Genomic DNA, 21,034 nt, shown 5'->3' on the forward strand with positions numbered 1-21,034 from the left:
GGAAGGGATCTCTCATTCGGGGGAATAAGGTAGATGCGGATTATCCAGCCAATGTGTTAAAAAGTGCGATACCGCCTGATTGCGACAATGTCCAATCACCGGTAAATCAGGAAGCTCAGCAATTAATTGCGGCATGGCGTTGCCCATAATCAAACCTCGCCCTACGCTGCCCAGCATCTCGCGATCGTTCATCGCGTCACCAAATGCCATGCACTCGGCCATAGAAAAACCTAAATGGTCGCTCAGTACCGCCAGCGCGGAGCCTTTGTTACAGCCCAGCGGCAGCACTTCAAGACAGTCTACGGCGGAAAAACAGAGATTTGCCTGCTCACCTAGCGCCTCATTCAATTGAATGCGCAGGCGTATCAGGTCGTCATGATCGCCGCAGAAGCAGATCTTCGTCACCTGATGCGCGGGGATACGTTTCACATCCACGATCTGATAACGGAATCCGCTGTACACATGCGCCTTGAGGATCGACGGGATCTCCTGCCCGGTGAACCATCCATTGTCATTGAAGACATGCATGCTGGCCTGGGTATCCCACTTCTGATGCAGGACGATATCTGCTGCCTCGGGTGCCAGATCCTGACGATGCAGTACGTCCCCTTCCAGCGAATGAATACGCGTCCCGTTACCCGTTATCAAAAATGCGTCCAGCGAGAGGGTCCCTAAGATATGACGCATCTCCAGCACATGGCGGCCAGTGGCAAACGTCAGGGTGATGTCGCGTTCACGCAGGCGCGCCAGCGTCGAGAGTGTTTCGTCACCTAAATGGTGATTCGGCATCAGCAGGGTGCCATCCATATCAAATGCAGCCAGACGAGCCATTTCTTTCTCCACACTGTGACGCGGTTAACTTGTGGTTCAGTATCACCTGAGATATACGGAAGTAATAGTGAATAGATAAAACGAATTGTTCCGGGTTTATGTTGCCCGAAGGATGAAGTGCAAATGCGACTTTTGAATCGATTGAATCAGTACCAACGCCTCTGGCAGCCCTCAAACGGAGAGCCGCAGTCGGTCACCGTCGGCGAACTGGCTGAACGCTGTTTTTGCAGCGAGCGCCATGTCCGTACGCTGCTACGCCAGGCACAGGAGGCGGGCTGGCTGGCATGGGAAGCACGCTCAGGACGCGGAAAACGGGGACAATTGCGCTTTTTGGTCACGCCCGACTCGCTGCGCAATACGATGATGGAGCAGGCGTTGCAAAAGGGAGAACAGCGTAGCGTGCTGGAGCTGGCGCAGCTGGCTCCCGGAGAATTAAGAACGCTGCTGCAGCCGTTTATGGGCGGCCAGTGGCATAACGATACGCCAACCCTGCGTATTCCCTACTATCGCCCACTTGATCCCCTCCGCCCCGGCTTTCTCCCCGGTCGTGCCGAACAACATCTTGCCGGGCAAGTCTTCTCCGGACTGACCCGTTTTGACAGTACGACCCAGCGCCCCTGCGGTGATTTGGCCCACCACTGGGATATCTCCGCCGACGGCCTGCGCTGGGATTTCTATATTCGCTCCACGCTGCACTGGCATAACGGTGACGCGCTTAGCACCTCGCAGCTACATCAACGCCTGCAACAGCTGCTGGAGCTGCCCGCGCTCAATAAATTATTTATCAGCGTGAAGCGTATTGAGGTGACTCACCCTCAATGCCTGACGTTTATTTTACATCGCCCCGACTTCTGGCTGGCACACCGTCTGGCCAGCTACAGCAGTCATCTGGCGCACCCGGAACAGCCGCTCGTCGGCACCGGTCCGTTTAGGCTGACGCTGTTTACACCGGAGCTGGTCCGTATCGAGAGCCATGACCACTATCACCTCAGCCACCCGTTGCTGAAAGCCATTGAATTTTGGATAACACCGCAGCTTTTCGACCAGGATCTGGGTACCAGCTGCCGCCATCCGGTGCAAATTGCCATTGGCAAGCCTGAGGAACTGCCGATGCTTAGCCAGGTTAGTTGCGGGATCAGCCTCGGATTTTGTTATTTAACACTCAGGAAAAGCGCGCGACTGAACGTGCTTCAGGCGCGTCGGCTGGTCAATATCATCCACCGCTCTTCCCTGTTGCAGACGCTTGAGGTGGAAGAGAATCTGATTACCCCAAGCAATGCGCTGCTGCCAGGGTGGACCATTCCGCAATGGGATCAGTTGGATGAAGTGGCCCTGCCGGAAAAACTGACGCTGGTATATCACCTGCCAGTAGAGTTGCACGCCATGGCCGAACAGCTTCGCCAGGTACTGGCAACGCTGGGCTGCGAGTTAACGCTGATTTTTCACAATGCCAAGAACTGGGACGGTGACCATCCTCTGGCCCAGGCCGACCTGATGATGGGCGACCGTCTGATTGGCGAAGCACCAGAATATACACTTGAACAGTGGCTACGCTGCGATCAGCTCTGGCCACATGTTCTGGATGCCCCGGCATTCTCTCATCTACAGGCCACGCTGGATGCGCTGCAAACCCAGGCTAATGAGGATCATCGTCACGCGGCGTTACAGCAGGTTTTCACTAACCTGATGAATGACGCCACGCTAACGCCGCTGTTTAATTACCATTACCGCATTAGCGCCCCACCGGGCGTCAACGGCGTGCGGCTCAACCCCAGAGGCTGGTTTGAATTCACCGAGGCCTGGCTGCCGCCGCCTTCATCGTGAAGAAGCTGGTCGACGCCGCGCCCAGGCGCTACCATAGGGTTTTCGTTATTTGTCAGGAAAAACCATGAAACGTGCCGTTGTCGTATTTAGTGGAGGTCAGGACTCCACCACCTGTCTGGCGCAGGCGCTGCATCAATATGATGAAGTGCACTGTGTGACCTTTGATTATGGTCAGCGCCATCGCGCTGAGATTGATGTCGCACGTGACCTGGCCTTAAAACTCGGCGCACGCGCACACAAAGTTCTCGACGTCACGCTGCTTAGCGAACTGGCGGTCAGTAGCTTGACCCGCGATAACATTCCGGTACCGGATTACGAACCGGAAGCCAACGGCATTCCCAACACCTTTGTGCCCGGACGTAATATTTTGTTCTTAACGCTGACGGCGATTTATGCATATCAGGTGCAAGCGGAAGCGGTCATTACTGGCGTTTGCGAGACCGATTTCTCCGGCTATCCTGATTGTCGCGATGAGTTTGTCAAAGCGCTGAATCATGCCGTAAGTCTGGGCATGGCAAAAGATATCCGCTTTGAAACCCCGTTGATGTGGCTTGATAAAGCCGAAACCTGGGCACTGGCCGACTACTGGGGCAAGCTGGATCTGGTGCGTGAAGAGACGCTGACTTGCTATAACGGCGTTAAGGGCGACGGTTGCGGCCAGTGTGCCGCCTGTAACCTGCGTGCCAACGGCCTGAACCATTATCTGGCGGATAAACCGGCAGTGATGGCGGCCATGAAGCAGAAAACCGGGTTAAAGTAATTTATCGCGATGATAATGCCGGATGGCGACGCTAATGCGTCTTATCCGGCCTACAAATCGGTATCATTTGCAGGCCTGATGTTTGCAGGCCCGGCAATCTTCCCTTACTTCACCATCTGCTCCAGCTTTTCGCGCAACTCCCCTTCCAGCGGCAGCGCTTTCTGCGTTTTTAAATCGATACAGACGAAGGTAATCAACGCATCGGCCACTACCTGCCCTTCCGGCTCTAACGTGATGGTCTGGTTTAACACACCGCTTTTGCCATTTAACTGTTGTACCTGACTGGTGACGGTCAGCAGATCACTCAGCACGGCGGGGCGCCGGTAGTTGATATTAATGTTAACCACCACAAAAGCGATGTTGTGCGCGGTCATCCACTGGAAGCTATCACTGTTTTCCAGACCGTCCCAGCGGGCTTCTTCCAGAAACTCAAGGTAGCGGGCATTGTTAACATGTTGATAGACATCGAGATGAAAACCACGAACTTTGATTTGTGTTTGCATAGCGCAGGAACCCTAATTTGTTTTTATAGGAATAGACTTGAGGATAAGGAGGCCATAACTGGTATGACCTCTACAGTCTGGCAAATTTTCAGCGCTCTGCAAGTTATTAAAGTGTTAAAACAGCCAGGTTACGCTCCACCAGTGAACTGCCCATTCCCGGCACCTGTTTTAAGTCATCAACCGTTTTAAACGGCCCGTACTCCTCCCGGTAGCTGACAATCGCCTGCGCTTTCTTTAGCCCGACACCATTCATGACCCGCGCTAAATCCTCCGCCGACGCGGTATTGATGCTTACCCTGGTGCCTTCATCATCGCTGGCTTTCGTCGGTACCGTTGCTTTGCTATGCGCCGCACCCGCCCCCTCTGCTTTGGTCTGGACTGCCTGGCTTTTAGCGACCGGTTCCGCGGCCAGAGTACTTTGGCTCACGCCAGCACAGGTTAATGAAAGGGTGATAAGCAGTGCTTTGATTCCATGTTTCATACTGTTTTCTCCTTGTTTGTTAACAGTGGAATCACGATAGCGAGGTGGAGAACGGCAGACAAATGGCAAAATTCAGAAATGGAAAAGGCCGCGAAAGCGGCCTTTGGTGTATACAACTTTTTGCAATTTTTTGCGAAGCGTCTCGATTATTGCTGCTGTTCCAGCGCGTCACCGACTTTAATTTTTGCCGCTTTACGCAGGTTACTCATCAGCGCTTCGAAGACGATCTGCGCGTTGTTCTGAGTAATCCCCTGAACCATTGCTTTCTTCTGCTCTTCTGGCATCGAACCCGCTTTCACCGCGTCGAGCGCCAGCAGAACAACGTTGCCCTGCATATCGTTCGCTACGCCGTAGCTCGGCTTGTCATTCGCCGGCAGCGCCAGACCAAACGCCGCCTGGCTCAGCGGATCCTGACCTGTACGGCTCAGGGTTTTCGCTTCACCAAAACTCAGACCTGCCGCTTTCATTGCTTCATCGCCTTTACCGGCTTTCAGCGCAGCCAGCAGTTTGTCGGCATCCAGCTTCGCTTGTTGCTCTGCTTTGTTATGCTTAACAAGCGCGGTTACCTGATCTTTCACTTCAGCCAGCGGCTTAACAGCTTCCGCTTTGTGCTCTGCAATACGCAGCACAAACGCGCGATCGCCATCCACGGTGATGATGTCAGAGTTGCTGCCCGGAGTGCCATTCTCACCAACCAGGCCACCATTGAAAATGATGTCTGAAACCGGTTTGAAATTCAGCTCTTCAGGCAGGCTGTCACGGCTAAACCAGCCCGTTTCAACGGCTTTCATACCCGCTGCCTGCTCAGCCCCCGCGAGGGATTCGTTATCGTTGCTTGCCGCATCGCTGACTTTCTGCTGCAGCGCATAGTAGGCATCCAGCGCTTTTTCCTGCTTCACTTTCGCCGCAATCTCGTCACGTGCTTCGCTCAGCGGTTTAACCTGCGCTGGCTGGACATCATCAAGACGAGCAACCAAGAAACCCACAGAAGACTTGATCACGCCTGACAGTTGGCCTTTTTCTTTCAGACCCGCATTCTTCAGCTCTTCTGGCGTGGTGGATTCTTCCAGCCATCCCATATCACCGCCGTTACGGGCAGAGATAATGTCGGCGGATTTTTCCTTCGCCAGGGCGGCAAAATCACCACCTTTGTTCAGCGCATCCAGTACCGCTTTGGCTTCATCTTCCGTTTTGGTCTGGATGATGCTGTAGCGATTACGCTGCGGTTGAGTGAACTGATCCTGATGCTGGTCATAATAAGACTGAATATCCGCATCGCTGGCTGTTTCCTGCATAGCTGCAGCATCCAGCTTGATGTAGCTCACACGGAACTGCTCCGGCATCATAAAGTGGTTTTTATTCTGCTCGTAGTAGCTGGCAACTTCCTGCTCGGAAACCGACTGTTTCGCTGCAAGTGCGTTGACGTCAATAGTCGCTTCACGCACGATACGCTGCTGTGCAACCAGCGCCGCCAGTTCGTCCGTTTCCCCCTTCAGCATGAACTCTGTCCCGGCTACGCCGTTGATCAACTGCTGGGTGGTGAGTTGGTTACGCAGCGCCTGAGCATACTGGTCTGCGGTCATCCCCATCTGATTTACAATTGCGTTATAGCGGTTGTTATCAAATTTACCGTCAACCTGGAAAGCAGGCGTTGAGAAGATAGCCTGTTTAACCTGCTCATCGCTGATGCTGAGCTTCAGTTCGCGAGAGTATTGGTCCAGCAGCGCTTCGTCTACCAGACGATTCAGCACCTGCTGACGCAGCGTTTTCATGTAGCCTTCATTCGCCGCCAGCTCAGAGAACTGATCGCCCAGCTGCTGCTGAATGCGATTACGTTCACTGTTAAACGCATTCTCAAACTGCCCGCGGCTAATTTCCTGGCCATTCACTTTTGCGGCGTAGTTGTTGCTTCCGCCAATCAGGTAACCACTCACGCCGGTCAAAATGAACGACACGATAATGATACCGAAAATAATCTTGAGCACGAGACTGTTAGCAGCCGTGCGTAAGCTGTCCATCATGGTGTAACCACACTCCGCTGTAGGTGACTGTATACCTCACGCAGCATAGCGTTTTCTGAACGCTGCGTGGAAAGGTCTATTGTGACAAGAAACAGGGGCGATTGTCAGCCCACAACACGTAGAAAGTCCCGGAATCACAAATAAAAAAGGCACATCTGTTGATGCGCCCTTGTACTTAGTCACATCCCCAAAGGGGGAATCACTTAGTTTACCGCGTCTTTCAGTGCTTTACCTGCACGGAAACCCGGTACTTTAGCCGCGGCGATAGTGATCTCTTTACCAGTTTGCGGGTTGCGACCAGTACGGGCAGCACGCTCTTTAACGGCAAAAGTACCAAAACCTACCAGCGCTACGTCATCACCTTCTTTCAGGGATTCGGTAACAGAAGCAATAATTGCATCTAACGCACGTCCAGCCGCAGCTTTAGAGATATCAGCCCCTGCAGCAATTTTGTCGATCAGTTGAGATTTATTCACTCTTCTCTTCCTCTTTATAATTTATATCGCACCTGAATCCTTCAAAGTGCGAACGCGCAGCAGTTATATCAGGCCTGCCATGCCCTTACAACACCCGTTAATGATGGCAAGCCTAATCCGTCATCTAAATTAGCTATACAAAAAAAGGCTGGCAAGCCCGAAATGGCCTGCCAGCCCTGTTTTTATTGACGCTCTTTGCGCGAGGTCACTATTTTGCCGTCACAACCTGCATACCTGAAGGTTCGTTTTGCAGTGCCAGAGTCAGAACTTCCTCAATGCGCTTCACCGGATGGATGTCCAGATCGGCGAGAACGTTGTCCGGAATCTCTTCCAGGTCACGTTTGTTTTCATCAGGAATTAAGACCGTTTTGATACCACCACGGTGTGCTGCCAGCAGTTTTTCTTTCAAACCACCGATCGGCAAAACCTGACCACGCAGGGTGATCTCGCCGGTCATGGCAACATCCGCACGAACCGGGTTACCGGTCAGGCACGATACCAGTGCGGTACACATAGCAATACCTGCGCTTGGACCATCTTTCGGCGTTGCCCCTTCAGGGACGTGAACGTGAATATCACGTTTTTCGTAGAAGTCCGGGTTAATACCCAGTTTCTCCGCACGTGCGCGTACCACGGTCAGCGCTGCCTGAATGGATTCCTGCATCACTTCGCCCAGAGAACCGGTGTAGGTCAGCTTGCCTTTACCCGGCACACAGGCGGTTTCGATGGTCAGCAGATCGCCACCCACTTCAGTCCACGCCAGACCAGTGACCTGACCTACGCGGTTTTCGTTGTCCGCACGGCCGTAGTCAAAGCGCTGCACACCCAAGTAGTCGTGCAGGTTATCGCCATTGATCTCGATATGTTTCAGTGACTTATCAAGCAATAGTTGTTTCACCGCTTTGCGGCACAGTTTGGAGATTTCACGCTCCAGACTACGCACGCCCGCTTCACGGGTGTAGTAACGAATAATGCCCACAATGGCGCTATCGTCGACCGTCAGTTCACCTTTTTTCAGCGCGTTACGCTCAATCTGCTTCGGCAGCAGGTGGCGTTTAGCAATATTCAGCTTCTCGTCTTCGGTATAACCGGACAGACGGATCACTTCCATACGATCCAGCAGCGGTGCCGGAATGTTCATGGAGTTAGAGGTCGCAACAAACATCACGTCGCTGAGATCGTAGTCCACTTCCAGGTAGTGATCGCTGAACGCCACGTTCTGTTCGGGATCCAGCACTTCAAGCAGTGCGGAAGCCGGATCGCCACGCATGTCGGAAGACATTTTGTCGATCTCATCGAGTAGGAACAGCGGGTTTTTAACGCCCACCTTGGCCATTTTCTGGATCAGTTTGCCCGGCATTGAACCGATATAGGTCCGGCGGTGACCGCGGATTTCCGCTTCGTCACGCACGCCACCCAGCGCCATACGGATGTATTTACGCCCGGTCGCTTTAGCAATGGACTGCCCCAGAGAGGTTTTACCCACCCCCGGCGGCCCTACCAGGCACAGGATCGGCCCCTTGATTTTGTTGACTCGGCTTTGAACCGCAAGATACTCAAGGATGCGGTCTTTCACGCGCTCCAGACCATAATGATCGGTATCGAGGATCTCCTGCGCCTGACGCAGGTCTTTTTTGACCTTGCTACGCGCGTTCCACGGTACCTGCACCATCCAGTCGATGTAGCCGCGAACCACGGTCGCTTCTGCCGACATCGGAGACATCATTTTCAGCTTCTGCAGTTCTGCTTCCGCTTTCTCTTTTGCCTCTTTCGGCATTTTCGCCGCGTCGATTTTACGTTTCAGCGCTTCGTTTTCATCCGGCGCGTCGTCCATCTCGCCGAGTTCTTTCTGAATGGCTTTCATTTGCTCGTTCAGATAGTACTCTCGCTGGGACTTCTCCATCTGCTTTTTCACGCGGTTGCGAATACGCTTCTCAACCTGCAGCAGATCGATTTCAGATTCCATCATTGCCATCAGATATTCCAGACGTTCGTTAACGTCTGACATCTCCAGCACGGACTGCTTATCCGCCAGTTTTAGTGGCATGTGCGCAGCGATGGTGTCCGCCAGGCGTGCAGGATCGTCAATGCTATTAAGCGACGTCAGCACTTCTGGTGGGATTTTCTTGTTCAGCTTGATATAGCCTTCGAACTGGCTGATTGCGGTACGCACCAGCACTTCCTGTTCGCGCTCATCAATGGCCGGCGAATCAAGGTACTCCGCTTTCGCAGAGAAATGCTCACCGTTATCAGACAGCGCAGAAATACGCGCGCGCTGTAACCCCTCGACCAGCACCTTTACGGTGCCGTCAGGCAGTTTCAGCATCTGCAAAATAGAGGCCACGGTCCCGACGGTGAAAAGATCGTTTACACCCGGCTCATCCGTTGATGCTTCTTTCTGTGCGACCAGCATGATTTTTTTATCATGGTCCATGGCCGCTTCCAGACAACGGATAGATTTTTCCCGCCCTACAAATAAGGGTATGACCATGTGCGGATAAACCACCACATCGCGCAACGGCAATACGGGGATTTCAATGCGTTCAGAACGCTCAGGATTCATAGAGCTCTCTCTTAGTTTAGTGTCCGCCAGGTAATCAGGTGGCATTGCTGTGCTTCTTATTACCACCTTTAACATGTATGTCAGTATATGGGGATGTTTCCCACACATTCAACGCCATGTTTACGGAAAAATAAAAGGGGAGATAAAATCCCCCCTTTTTGATTAACCGATTGTATAAAATGGTTAATTATTCGCCAGATGCCTGCTGCGCTTCCGGCTTACCGTAAATCAGTAATGGCTTGCTCTGACCACCGATAACGGACTCGTCGATAACCACTTTTTCGACGTCTTCCATAGAAGGCAGATCGTACATGGTGTCGAGCAGTGCAGCTTCAACGATAGAACGCAGACCACGAGCACCGGTTTTACGCGCCATCGCTTTCTTGGCGATAGCATCCAGCGCTTCGTCACGGAATTCCAGATCCACGCCTTCAAGATTGAACAACGCCTGATACTGCTTGGTCAGGGCATTTTTCGGCTCTTTCAGGATTTGGATCAGCGCATCTTCGCTCAGCTCTGTCAACGTTGCCACCACCGGCAGACGTCCTATGAACTCGGGGATCAGACCAAATTTGATCAGATCTTCCGGCTCAACCTGCGACAGCAGTTCACCTTCGCTGGCTTTATCAGACTGGGCTTTTACCGTCGCGCCAAAACCAATGCCGGAGCCGGTTTCAACACGGTTAGCAATCACCTTATCCAGACCGGCAAATGCACCGCCACAGATAAACAGGATCTTAGAGGTATCAACCTGCAAGAACTCCTGCTGCGGATGTTTACGTCCGCCCTGCGGAGGCACAGCAGCAACCGTACCTTCGATCAGTTTCAACAGCGCTTGCTGTACGCCTTCGCCGGAAACATCACGCGTGATGGACGGGTTGTCTGATTTACGCGAGATCTTGTCGATCTCATCAATATAGACAATGCCGCGCTGCGCTTTCTGTACGTCGTAATCGCACTTCTGCAACAATTTCTGAATGATATTCTCAACGTCCTCACCCACATAACCTGCTTCGGTCAGGGTGGTGGCGTCGGCCATAGTGAACGGAACGTCCAGCAGGCGCGCCAGCGTTTCAGCCAGCAGCGTTTTACCGGAACCCGTCGGGCCGATCAGCAGGATGTTACTTTTGCCCAACTCGACGCCATTGCTGGTGTCGCCGTTGCGCAGACGTTTGTAATGGTTGTATACCGCGACCGCCAGCACTTTCTTCGCCTGCTCCTGACCGATAACGTAATCGTCCAGGTGGTTGCGAATTTCATGCGGCGTCGGCAGCGCACTGCGTTCACGATGCGGTGCGACTTCCTTAATCTCTTCGCGAATGATGTCATTACATAAATCAACACATTCGTCGCAGATATACACGGATGGTCCGGCAATCAGCTTGCGCACTTCATGCTGGCTTTTGCCGCAAAAAGAGCAGTACAACAATTTGCCCGAGCCATCTTTGCGTTTATCTGTCATGAGTCAAAACCTCTTCTTTGTTCTTTGTGCCGCACACGACGACGCAAATGCCATTCTCAGGCGCAAGCCGCTTGTCAGCGTTGTGCCGCCCTTCATTAGTATATACACAAAATCATTCGAGCTACATCGAGGCGGCAACTAAGCGACTCCCCAGGCGCTTACATAAGTAAGTAACTGGGGGGAGCGCTGGCAGCCAACAAAGAGGTAGCGTGAAGGATGAAGTGTATAGCGACACACTTGCGTCCTGGGCATCAATTACGATGGGTCAAAATCGAGTCGACCAGACCGTACTCTACTGCTTCAGAAGCAGAGAGGAAGCGATCGCGCTCGGTGTCACGTTCAATCTGCTCAAGCGATTGACCCGTATGATGCGCCATAAGTTCATTCATGCGCCCTTTCACTTTAAGGATTTCACGGGCATGAATTTCAATATCCGTTGCCTGGCCCTGGTAACCGCCCAGAGGCTGGTGGATCATGACGCGAGAGTTAGGCAGGCAGAAGCGTTTATCTTTTGCCCCTGCAGTCAACAGGAACGCGCCCATTGAGCACGCCTGGCCCATACAAATGGTGCTAACGTCCGGCTTAATAAACTGCATGGTGTCATAGATAGACATCCCTGCGGTAATTACCCCACCCGGGGAGTTGATGTACAGGTAGATATCTTTTTCTGGGTTTTCCGCTTCCAGGAACAGCATCTGCGCCACGATCAGGTTAGCCATATGGTCTTCGACCTGGCCGGTCAGAAAAATGACGCGTTCCTTAAGTAGACGAGAATAGATATCAAAAGAGCGCTCGCCACGTGAGGTCTGTTCAATGACCATCGGCACCAGCGCCATATGGGGTGCAAAGTTATCTCGTTCGCCGCTGTATGACATTTCCGTCTCCTGGATAAAATTTGAAAAAACCTGCTGTGCTGATTGTAACCTTATGGACGGATTATCAGCTAGTCCCTCAGTAATGGGTACGACATCGCCATAATTCAAGCATAACAATCTTTTGTTGTAACGCTAACACTGAAACGCTGTTTTCGCACCCTTCCCATGCAAAATGCGTGACAAAAAAAAACCCGCCACCGGAAGGTGACGGGCTTATGTGCGAATTTCGTGCTAAAAACGCGACGAATTACGCCTGCTGGTTCATCAGTTCGTTGAAGGTAGTGGCTTTTTCAGTCACTTTTGCCTTCGCCAGAACCGCTTCAACAGCCTGCTCTTCCAGAGCGACGTTACGCATGTTTTCCATCAGCTCTTTGTTCTTGCTGTAGAATTCAACCACTTCTTTCGGATCTTCGTAAGCAGAAGCCATCTCTTCGATCAGGCCTTTTACGCGTTCTTCGTCAGCTTTCAGCTCGTTGGTACGAATAACTTCGCCCAGCAGCAAGCCAACAACAACGCGACGCTTAGCCTGTTCTTCGAACAGTTCACGCGGCAGTTCCAGAGCTTGTTTCTCGTTGCCACCGAAACGCTGTGCAGCCTGACGACGCAGAACGTCGATTTCGTTGTCAATCATGGCAACAGGAACGTCGATGTCATTCGCTTTTACCAGACCTTCGATCGCCTGAGACTTAACGCGGTTACGCACGGCGCCTTTCAGCTCGCGTTCCATGTTTTTACGCACTTCAGCACGCAGACCGGCAACAGAACCATCTTCCACGCCGAAACGCTTGATGAATTCTTCAGTCAGTTCCGGCAGTTCACGTTCTTCAACTTTCTTCAGGTTGATAACGAATTTAGCCGCTTTACCTTTCAGGTTTTCAGCGTGGTAGTCTTCCGGGAAGGTCACTTCGATAGTGAACTCTTCGCCAGCTTTGTGACCTTTAACGCCTTCTTCGAAGCCTGGGATCATACGACCCTGACCCATTGCCAGTACGAAGTCAGACGCTTTGCCGCCTTCGAACTCTTCGCCGTCTACAGAACCGGTGAAGTCGATGGTGACACGGTCTTCTGCATCAGCAGCGCCGTCTTTGTCTTTCCAGGTCGCCTGCTGCTTACGCAGGGTGTCCAGCATGACGTCAACGTCAGCGTCGGTGACTTCAACAACCGGTTTTTCAACTTCGATTGCGTCCAGACCCTTCAACTCAACTTCCGGGTAAACTTCAAACTCTACCGCGTAAGTAAAATCTTCACCCAGTTTGTATTCGCCCGGAACGTAGTTCGGAGAGCCAGCCGGATTAATTTTTTCTTTGATGATTGCATCAACGAAGTGACGGCTCATCAGGTCGCCCAGAACGTCCTGGCGAACAGAAGCGCCATAACGCTGAGCAACAACATTCATCGGTACTTTTCCCTTGCGAAAGCCGTCAATACGCACTTTCTTCGCTACGTTGACCAGCTCGCTTTTCACAGCGTTTTCGATGCTGTCAGCAGCGATAGTAATCGTTACACGGCGGCCAAGGCCTTGAGTGGTTTCAACTGAAACTTGCATCTTGTTACCTCAAAAAATCACAGTGCTCGGTCAACTCTTCTCCGCAAGCACAGGTTGTTGGCTTCGCGGAACCGGGATGTTCTCAAAATCAATCACATTCCCTGTCGTCAGAATCATCCCGAAGACATTCCGAAAAATAAGACGCGCATTATAGCGGCATCACTTTTATGAGTCGAGAACGGTTATCGCGCGTTGCTGCGGCTTTTTTCACAATTCCCGGCTAATTTTTGTCTGAATACTGTACGACTGACTCAGAATTCAGACAAAATAAAACGGCCCGTAGGCCGTTTTCACATAATCTGTAGCAACATACTGGAAAAGCGCCGGTTGTTGCAAATCCGTTTTTCTACGCGATGCTTCCCGCTCCACGACAGGGAGGCGATGCAAAAATCGTGTCCTGCAACGCTTCCCACTCCTTGGTGGTGTAGGTATGCAGGGCTAACGCATGTACGGTTGTGGAGAGTTCCGCCGTTAACGTACTGTAAATCATCCGATGACGATTAAGAAAACGTTCACCTGTAAAGCGATCGCTGACCAGCACAACCTTAAAGTGGCTTTCAGAACCTGCCGGAACATTGTGACGATAGCTTTCATCCACAACTTCGAGGAACACGGGTTGGAACGCTGCCCTTAATTTTTCTTCTATTTGCTCACGAATCATCATGAAATTTTTCCTCCGACAACGCTGAGATGTCACCCATCCCTTTAAATACTAGCCGCTTTTACCGTTTCCATTACACCTTAGCAACAAAAAATTAGCGTTTATCTGATTTTCTCAGCCAAACGAATGAAGTTCACTGATTCAACTGTCCGGTTTATTGCAAAAAGTCCATTTATGGTCTCATCAAAGTAGATAAACGGACAACGCAATGAATTTACATGCGTTACCCACTTCCCCTCGTCTCTGGCAATGTTATGATGGCGGGAATTTTCTCTAACCATAAAATGTAGATCCACTGAGAACCCCTGGCATGTTTAAAAAAATCCTCTTTCCGTTAGTCGCGCTGTTTATGTTAGCTGGATGCGCAACGCCACCGACCACCATTGACGTTTCGCCAAAAATGACCCTGCCGCAGCAGGACCCTAGCCTGATGGGTGTGACCCTCAGCATTAATGGGGCCGATCAGCGTCAGGATCAGGCTCTGGCCAAAGTCACCCGCGACAATCAACTGGTAACGCTGACTGCATCCCGCGATCTGCGTTTCCTGCTGCAAGAAGTGCTGGAAAAACAGATGACCGCACGCGGTTATATGATTGGTCCAAACGGTGCTGTTAACCTGCAAATCATCGTGAGCCAGCTGTACGCCGACGTGTCTCAGGGTAGCGTGCGTTACAACATCGCCACCAAGGCAGACATCGCCATTATTGCTACCGCAGCCAACGGCAACAAGATGACCAAAAACTACCGCGCAAGCTATTCTGTTGAAGGCGCGCTGCAGGCCTCTAACAAAAATATTGCTGATGCCGTTAACAGCGTCCTGACCGATACCATCGCTGATATGTCTCAGGACACCAGCGTTCACGATTTCATCAAGCAGAACGCACGTTAATTTCTGCCCTTATGGCCCGGCGCACGTCGGGCCTAAAGACGCCATGTCCAGTCACTACTTACGTATTTTTCAGCAACCTAAGTCAGCAATTCTGCTGATGCTGGGTTTTGCTTCCGGTTTACCGCTCGCGCTGACCTCCGGTACGCTTCAGGCGTGGATGACGGTCGAGAACATCGATCTTAAAACTATCGGCTTCTTTTCTCTGGTCGGTCAGGCCTACGTCTTTAAGTTCCTCTGGTCCCCTGTGATGGACCGCTACACACCGCCGTTTTTGGGTCGACGTCGAGGCTGGCTGCTGACCACACAGATTTTGCTGCTGGTTTCTATTGCTGCAATGGGTTTTCTGGAGCCAGGCACGCAGTTGCGATGGATGGCAGCACTGGCGGTAGTAATCGCCTTTTGCTCAGCGTCGCAGGATATCGTCTTTGATGCCTGGAAAACGGATGTTTTACCCGCCGAAGAACGCGGCACCGGCGCTGCCATCAGCGTGCTCGGCTACCGCTTAGGGATGCTGGTTTCCGGTGGCCTGGCACTGTGGATGGCCGATCGCTGGCTTGGCTGGCAAGGCATGTACTGGCTGATGGCGGCTCTGCTGGTACCGTGTATTATCGCCACCCTGTTAGCCCCCGAACCCACAGATGCGATTCCGGTCCCTAAAACACTGGAACAAGCTGTTGCCGCGCCGCTGCGCGATTTCTTTGGCCGTAACAACGCCTGGTTAATCCTGCTGCTGATTGTGCTGTACAAGCTTGGCGATGCCTTCGCCATGAGCCTGACCACCACCTTTTTAATCCGCGGCGTCGGATTTGACGCCGGTGAAGTTGGGGTGGTCAATAAAACGCTGGGGCTGCTGGCGACAATTGTTGGCGCTCTGTACGGCGGGATCCTGATGCAACGCCTGTCGCTGTTTCGCGCATTGCTGATTTTTGGCATTTTGCAGGGCGCATCGAACGCGGGTTACTGGTTGCTCTCCATTACCGACAAACATATGTTTAGCATGGGTGCGGCAGTATTCTTCGAAAACCTGTGCGGTGGGATGGGGACAGCAGCATTTGTCGCTCTGCTGATGACGCTGTGCAATAAATCCTTCTCCGCAACGCAGTTTGCCCTGCTCTCCGCGCTTTCCGCTGTGGGGCGCGTTTATGTCGGCCCGGTCGCGGGCTGGTTTGTCGAAGCACACGGTTGGCCCACGTTTTATCTGTTCTCCGTCTTTGCCGCGATCCCAGGCCTTATTCTGTTGCTGGTCTGTCGCCAGACGCTGGAACATAGCTGGAAAAACGAAAGTTTTATCCCGCGCACGGAGTTTCGTAGCGCGTACAACCTGGCATTGATGACGCTGGTGGCGGGCTGTTGTTTGCTGGTGGTCTGGCTGTTACTGCTGACAATGAACGCCCTGGACTACACTAACTTCTCCTTCCTGCCGGAACTGCTTGAAGTTGCGGTCGTGGTCGCAGTCTGCGGTGTGGTATTCGGTGGATTGCTGGATTATCTGGCGCTGCGTAAAACGCGTCTGGCGTGATGTTGCATATTTATGCTCTAAATAATTCGAGTTACGGGACAAAAGGCGTGAGCGTTTTGAACAGCGCTTGCGCTGGCCCCGTAGGGGAGAGGCCGAAAGGCCGAATCACGCGGCGACGCAGCAAATCCCCAGGAGCTTACATAAGTAAGTGACTGGGGTGAGCGAGGACAAATTCGTCGGGAACGAATTTGAACGCTGTTCACAGCGCCCGTAAGGGTGAGGCCCAGGATGGGCCGAGTTATTGCCAACACACCCGTAGCTTGAAGTATGACGAGCATATTTGGCCGTTGTAATAACTCTGCGTAATTATAACGGCTAAATAAACAACACTTAATAAAAATATTATTTGTTGTTTTGTGCGCCATAGATTTTGGAAATTATTGACGCCTTTTATAAATTCTATTTTCCTTACTCGATTCAGCCAACGCCATTCTATTTTTTGTTCTCTAATTGTCCTTTTAATGATAATCAATTGTTAATTAATTGTTTTATTTTAGCATTGGTTATACCAATTGCCCTTCGCACTACCCCCGCATGCCCGCTTTCGTTATAACGTGATGTTGCAACAGGTTCTTAAAGTCAACGCGGTATATATTGCAACATATGTGACATGCACGGCAGAACCCGGTAACACAGATCCAATGATGTTTACAGTAATGTAACCTTCCCGTAAAATGCCCTCACACTTTAAACGCCACCCGGTCCCGTGGAATTGAGGTCGTTAAATGAGACTCAGGAAATACAATAAAAGTTTGGGATGGTTGTCATTAATTGCAGGCACTGCATTACTCAGTGGCTGTAATTCTGCGCTGCTTGACCCTAAAGGACAGATTGGTCTGGAACAACGTTCATTGATACTGACGGCATTTGGCCTGATGTTGATCGTCGTTATTCCTGCCATCTTGATGGCTGTTGGTTTTGCCTGGAAGTACCGTGCAAGCAATAAAGATGCGAAGTACAGCCCGAACTGGTCACACTCCAATAAAGTGGAAGCTGTGGTCTGGACGGTGCCTATCTTAATCATCATTTTCCTTGCCGTACTGACCTGGAAAACCACGCACGCGCTTGAGCCAAGCAAACCGCTGGCGCATGACGAGAAGCCCATTACCATCGAAGTGGTTTCCATGGACTGGAAATGGTTCTTCATCTATCCGGAACAGGGTATCGCTACCGTGAATGAAATCGCCTTCCCGGCGAACACTCCGGTTGAATTCAAAGTGACATCCAACTCCGTGATGAACTCCTTCTTTATCCCGCGTCTGGGTAGCCAGATTTATGCCATGGCCGGTATGCAGACTCGACTGCATCTGATCGCCAACGAAGCCGGTACTTATGATGGTATCTCCGCAAGCTACAGCGGACCAGGCTTCTCCGGTATGAAGTTCAAGGCTATCGCAACAAAGGACCGCGCCGAATTCGACCAATGGGTTGCTAAAGCTAAACAGTCCACGAACACCATGAGTGACATGGCAGCGTTCGAGAAAGTGGCTGTACCAAGCGAATACAACCAGGTGGAATATTTCTCCAACGTGAAACCGGATTTGTTTAAAGACGTTATTAACAAATTTATGGCTCACGGTAAGAGCATGGACATGGCCAAACCAGAAGGTGAGCACAGCGCACACGAAGGAATGGAAGGCATGGACATGAGCCACGCGGAATCCGCTCACTAAGGGGCCGAGGAAGAATACGATGTTCGGAAAATTGACACTGGATGCAGTCCCGTTCCATGAACCAATCGTCATGGTTACGATCGCTGCCATTATCATCGGTGGGGCGGCCTTACTGGGCCTCATTACTTACTTCGGTAAGTGGACCTACCTGTGGAAAGAGTGGCTGACTTCGGTTGACCACAAACGTCTTGGCATCATGTATGTCATCGTCGCCATCGTCATGTTGATTCGTGGCTTTGCTGACGCCATCATGATGCGTAGTCAGCAGGCGCTGGCGTCTGCAGGTGAAGCGGGCTTCCTGCCACCTCACCACTACGACCAGATCTTCACGGCTCACGGCGTGATCATGATCTTCTTCGTCGCCATGCCATTTGTTATCGGTCTGATGAACCTGGTGGTTCCGCTGCAGATCGGCGCACGTGACGTTGCCTTCCCCTTCCTGAACAACCTGAGCTTCTGGTTCACCGTTGTCGGCGTTATCCTGGTTAACCTGTCTCTGGGCGTAGGTGAATTCGCACAGACCGGCTGGCTGGCCTATCCGCCGCTCTCGGGAATAGAGTACAGTCCAAGCGTCGGGGTTGATTATTGGATATGGGCGGTGCAGTTGTCCGGTATAGGTACAACCTTAACCGGTATCAACTTCTTTGTGACCATCATCAAGATGCGTGCACCGGGTATGACGATGTTCAAGATGCCGGTATTTACCTGGGCATCTCTGTGCGCCAACATCCTGATTATCGCCTCCTTCCCAATCTTGACGGTTACCGTCGCGTTGCTAACCCTGGATCGCTATCTGGGCACCCATTTCTTTACCAACGATATGGGCGGCAACATGATGATGTACATCAACCTGATTTGGGCCTGGGGCCATCCGGAAGTGTACATTCTGATTCTGCCGGTCTTCGGGGTGTTCTCCGAAATCGCAGCAACCTTCTCGCGTAAACGCCTGTTTGGCTACACCTCGCTGGTGTGGGCAACCGTGTGTATCACCGTTCTGTCGTTCGTTGTTTGGCTGCACCACTTCTTCACCATGGGTGCAGGCGCTAACGTTAACGCCTTCTTCGGTATTACCACCATGATTATCGCCATCCCTACCGGGGTGAAGATCTTCAACTGGCTGTTCACCATGTATCAGGGCCGTATCGTATTCCACTCAGCGATGCTGTGGACGATTGGCTTCATCGTGACCTTCTCAGTCGGCGGTATGACCGGCGTACTGCTGGCGGTTCCGGGTGCGGACTTCGTACTGCACAACAGCCTGTTCCTGATTGCGCACTTCCACAACGTTATCATCGGCGGCGTGGTATTTGGTTGCTTCGCCGGTATGACCTACTGGTGGCCAAAAGCGTTTGGCTACACGCTGAACGAAACCTGGGGCAAACGCGCATTCTGGTTGTGGATCATCGGCTTCTTCGTGGCATTTATGCCGCTGTATGTGCTGGGCTTTATGGGTATGACCCGTCGTCTCAGCCAGCAGATTGACCCGCAGTTCCATCCGATGCTGGTCGTTGCCGCCTGCGGTGCCGCGCTGATTGCACTGGGTATCCTGTGCCAGCTGATTCAGATCTACGTGTCTATTCGCGACCGCGAGCAGAACCGTGACCTGACCGGTGACCCGTGGGGTGGTCGTACGTTGGAGTGGGCAACCTCTTCCCCGCCTCCGTTCTACAACTTTGCCGTTGTGCCACACGTTCACGAGCGTGATGCCTTCTGGGAAATGAAAGAAAAAGGCGAAGCGTATAAGCAACCTACGCACTATGAAGAGATTCATATGCCGAAGAACAGCGGCGCCGGTATCGTCATTACCGCCTTCGCAACACTGTTTGGTTTCGCCATGATCTGGCATATCTGGTGGCTGGCAATTGCAAGCTTCGCAGGCATGATTATCAGCTGGATCGTGAAAAGCTTTGATGAAGACGTGGATTACTACGTGCCGGTCCCGGAAGTCGAAAAACTGGAAAATCAGCATTTCGATGAGATTACTAAGGCAGGGCTGAAAAATGGCAACTGATACTTTAGCGCACGCGAATGCCCACGCGCACGAACACGGGCACCACGATGCAGGTCAGAACAAAATCTTCGGATTTTGGGTCTACCTGATGAGCGACTGCATTCTGTTCTCTATTCTGTTTGCAACCTATGCCGTTCTGGTGAACGGCACCGCAGGTGGCCCAACAGGTAAGGACATTTTTGAGCTGCCGTTCGTCCTGGTAGAGACCTTCCTGCTGTTATTCAGCTCCATTACTTACGGCATGGCGGCGATCGCCATGTACAAGAACAACAAGAGCCAGGTCATTTCCTGGCTGGCGTTGACCTTCTTGTTCGGTGCCGGATTCATCGGGATGGAAATCTATGAATTCCATCACCTGATTGTTAACGATATGGGCCCAGATCGTAGCGGTTTCCTGTCGGCGTTCTTCGCGCTGGTTGGTACGCACGGTCTGCACGTCACTTCCGGCCTTATCTGGATGGCGGTGCTGATGGTGCAAGTTGCCCGTCGCGGCCTGACCAGCACTAACCGTACCCGCATCATGTGCCTGAGCCTGTTCTGGCACTTCCTGGATGTGGTGTGGATCTGCGTGTTCACTGTTGTTTATCTGATGGGGGCGATGTAATGAGTCATTCAAACGTGAGCGGCGGCGCATCCCATGGCAGCGTAAAAACCTACATGACAGGTTTTATCCTGTCTATCATCCTGACGGTCATTCCGTTCTGGATGGTGATGACAGGTTCTGCCTCTCCTGCCGTTATTCTGGGGACTATCCTCATTATGGCAGTGGTACAGATACTGGTTCACCTGGTGTGCTTCCTGCACATGAATAGCAAATCTGATGAAGGTTGGAACATGACGGCCTTTGTCTTTACTGTGCTAATCATCGCCATTCTGGTTGTGGGCTCCATCTGGATTATGTGGAACCTGAACTACAACATGATGATGCACTAAGAGCGG

The 21,034-nt window shown here is 52.0% G+C and carries 18 protein-coding genes; 8 read left to right on the plus strand and 10 right to left on the minus strand.

Annotated elements, in window-relative coordinates; translation table 11 throughout:
- Positions 1–12 precede the first annotated feature (12 nt).
- Positions 13–831: an HMP-PP phosphatase gene (gene cof, locus FDX01_RS21040; RefSeq protein ID WP_137400406.1), complete on the minus strand. Its 819-nt coding sequence runs from the start codon at positions 829–831 to the stop codon at positions 13–15.
- Positions 832–954: 123 nt separating this feature from the next.
- On the opposite strand from cof, the gene FDX01_RS21050 reads away from it, so the two are divergent.
- Positions 955–2,655, plus strand: a complete 1,701-nt coding sequence (locus tag FDX01_RS21050) for an SgrR family transcriptional regulator (RefSeq protein ID WP_137400407.1) — start codon at positions 955–957, stop codon at positions 2,653–2,655.
- 64 nt (positions 2,656–2,719) lie between these two features.
- Entirely contained in the window at positions 2,720–3,415 is a 696-nt protein-coding gene (queC, locus tag FDX01_RS21055; RefSeq protein ID WP_115259230.1) for a 7-cyano-7-deazaguanine synthase QueC, read from the plus strand.
- Between the two features lie 104 nt (positions 3,416–3,519).
- Here queC and fadM read toward each other — a convergent pair whose 3' ends face one another.
- The 9 genes from fadM to bolA form a co-directional block, all read right to left on the minus strand.
- On the minus strand, positions 3,520–3,918 hold the full coding sequence (fadM, locus tag FDX01_RS21060) for a long-chain acyl-CoA thioesterase FadM (protein WP_096758059.1): 399 nt from the start codon (positions 3,916–3,918) through the stop codon (positions 3,520–3,522).
- A gap of 106 nt (positions 3,919–4,024) precedes the next feature.
- Positions 4,025–4,399, minus strand: coding sequence for a helix-hairpin-helix domain-containing protein (locus tag FDX01_RS21065; protein ID WP_096758060.1), 375 nt, complete (start codon positions 4,397–4,399; stop codon positions 4,025–4,027).
- A gap of 146 nt (positions 4,400–4,545) precedes the next feature.
- Entirely contained in the window at positions 4,546–6,420 is a 1,875-nt protein-coding gene (ppiD, locus tag FDX01_RS21075) for a peptidylprolyl isomerase (RefSeq protein WP_137400408.1), read from the minus strand.
- Between the two features lie 203 nt (positions 6,421–6,623).
- Complete coding sequence (hupB, locus tag FDX01_RS21080) at positions 6,624–6,914, minus strand: nucleoid-associated protein HU-beta (RefSeq protein WP_219352570.1); 291 nt, start codon at positions 6,912–6,914, stop codon at positions 6,624–6,626.
- 190 nt (positions 6,915–7,104) lie between these two features.
- Entirely contained in the window at positions 7,105–9,459 is a 2,355-nt protein-coding gene (gene lon / locus FDX01_RS21085) for an endopeptidase La (protein WP_096758062.1), read from the minus strand.
- Positions 9,460–9,646: 187 nt separating this feature from the next.
- On the minus strand, positions 9,647–10,921 hold the full coding sequence (clpX, locus tag FDX01_RS21090) for an ATP-dependent protease ATP-binding subunit ClpX (protein WP_096758063.1): 1,275 nt from the start codon (positions 10,919–10,921) through the stop codon (positions 9,647–9,649).
- Between the two features lie 251 nt (positions 10,922–11,172).
- Positions 11,173–11,796: an ATP-dependent Clp endopeptidase proteolytic subunit ClpP gene (gene clpP / locus FDX01_RS21095; protein WP_096758064.1), complete on the minus strand. Its 624-nt coding sequence runs from the start codon at positions 11,794–11,796 to the stop codon at positions 11,173–11,175.
- Between the two features lie 247 nt (positions 11,797–12,043).
- Positions 12,044–13,342: a trigger factor gene (gene tig, locus FDX01_RS21100; RefSeq protein ID WP_096758065.1), complete on the minus strand. Its 1,299-nt coding sequence runs from the start codon at positions 13,340–13,342 to the stop codon at positions 12,044–12,046.
- 346 nt (positions 13,343–13,688) lie between these two features.
- Positions 13,689–14,006, minus strand: a complete 318-nt coding sequence (bolA, locus tag FDX01_RS21105; RefSeq protein ID WP_096758066.1) for a transcriptional regulator BolA — start codon at positions 14,004–14,006, stop codon at positions 13,689–13,691.
- A 307-nt stretch (positions 14,007–14,313) separates the two neighbouring features.
- On the opposite strand from bolA, the gene FDX01_RS21110 reads away from it, so the two are divergent.
- The 6 genes from FDX01_RS21110 (at position 14,314) to FDX01_RS21140 (ending at position 21,028) form a co-directional block, all read left to right on the plus strand.
- Positions 14,314–14,892, plus strand: coding sequence for a lipoprotein (locus tag FDX01_RS21110; RefSeq protein WP_137400409.1), 579 nt, complete (start codon positions 14,314–14,316; stop codon positions 14,890–14,892).
- Between the two features lie 43 nt (positions 14,893–14,935).
- Positions 14,936–16,411: a muropeptide MFS transporter AmpG gene (gene ampG, locus FDX01_RS21115; protein ID WP_115259234.1), complete on the plus strand. Its 1,476-nt coding sequence runs from the start codon at positions 14,936–14,938 to the stop codon at positions 16,409–16,411.
- A gap of 725 nt (positions 16,412–17,136) precedes the next feature.
- Entirely contained in the window at positions 17,137–18,084 is a 948-nt protein-coding gene (gene cyoA / locus FDX01_RS21125; protein WP_115259235.1) for a cytochrome o ubiquinol oxidase subunit II, read from the plus strand.
- A 19-nt stretch (positions 18,085–18,103) separates the two neighbouring features.
- The gene (gene cyoB, locus FDX01_RS21130; protein ID WP_096758070.1) at positions 18,104–20,095 is read left to right on the plus strand and encodes a cytochrome o ubiquinol oxidase subunit I; all 1,992 of its coding nucleotides are present in this window, start codon (positions 18,104–18,106) and stop codon (positions 20,093–20,095) included.
- Positions 20,085–20,699 carry a cytochrome o ubiquinol oxidase subunit III gene (locus FDX01_RS21135; protein WP_096758071.1) on the plus strand — a complete coding sequence of 205 codons (615 nt, stop codon included), beginning with the start codon at positions 20,085–20,087 and terminating at the stop codon, positions 20,697–20,699. Before cyoB ends, FDX01_RS21135 begins: the two co-directional genes overlap by 11 nt.
- Positions 20,699–21,028 (plus strand): cytochrome o ubiquinol oxidase subunit IV, encoded by a 330-nt coding sequence (locus FDX01_RS21140; RefSeq protein WP_096758072.1) that lies wholly within the window; start codon positions 20,699–20,701, stop codon positions 21,026–21,028. Before FDX01_RS21135 ends, FDX01_RS21140 begins: the two co-directional genes overlap by 1 nt.
- The last annotated feature ends 6 nt before the right edge of the window (positions 21,029–21,034 follow it).

The organism is Citrobacter sp. wls613 (assembly GCF_005281195.1).
In the GTDB taxonomy this organism is placed as follows: Bacteria; Pseudomonadota; Gammaproteobacteria; order Enterobacterales; family Enterobacteriaceae; genus Citrobacter; species Citrobacter gillenii.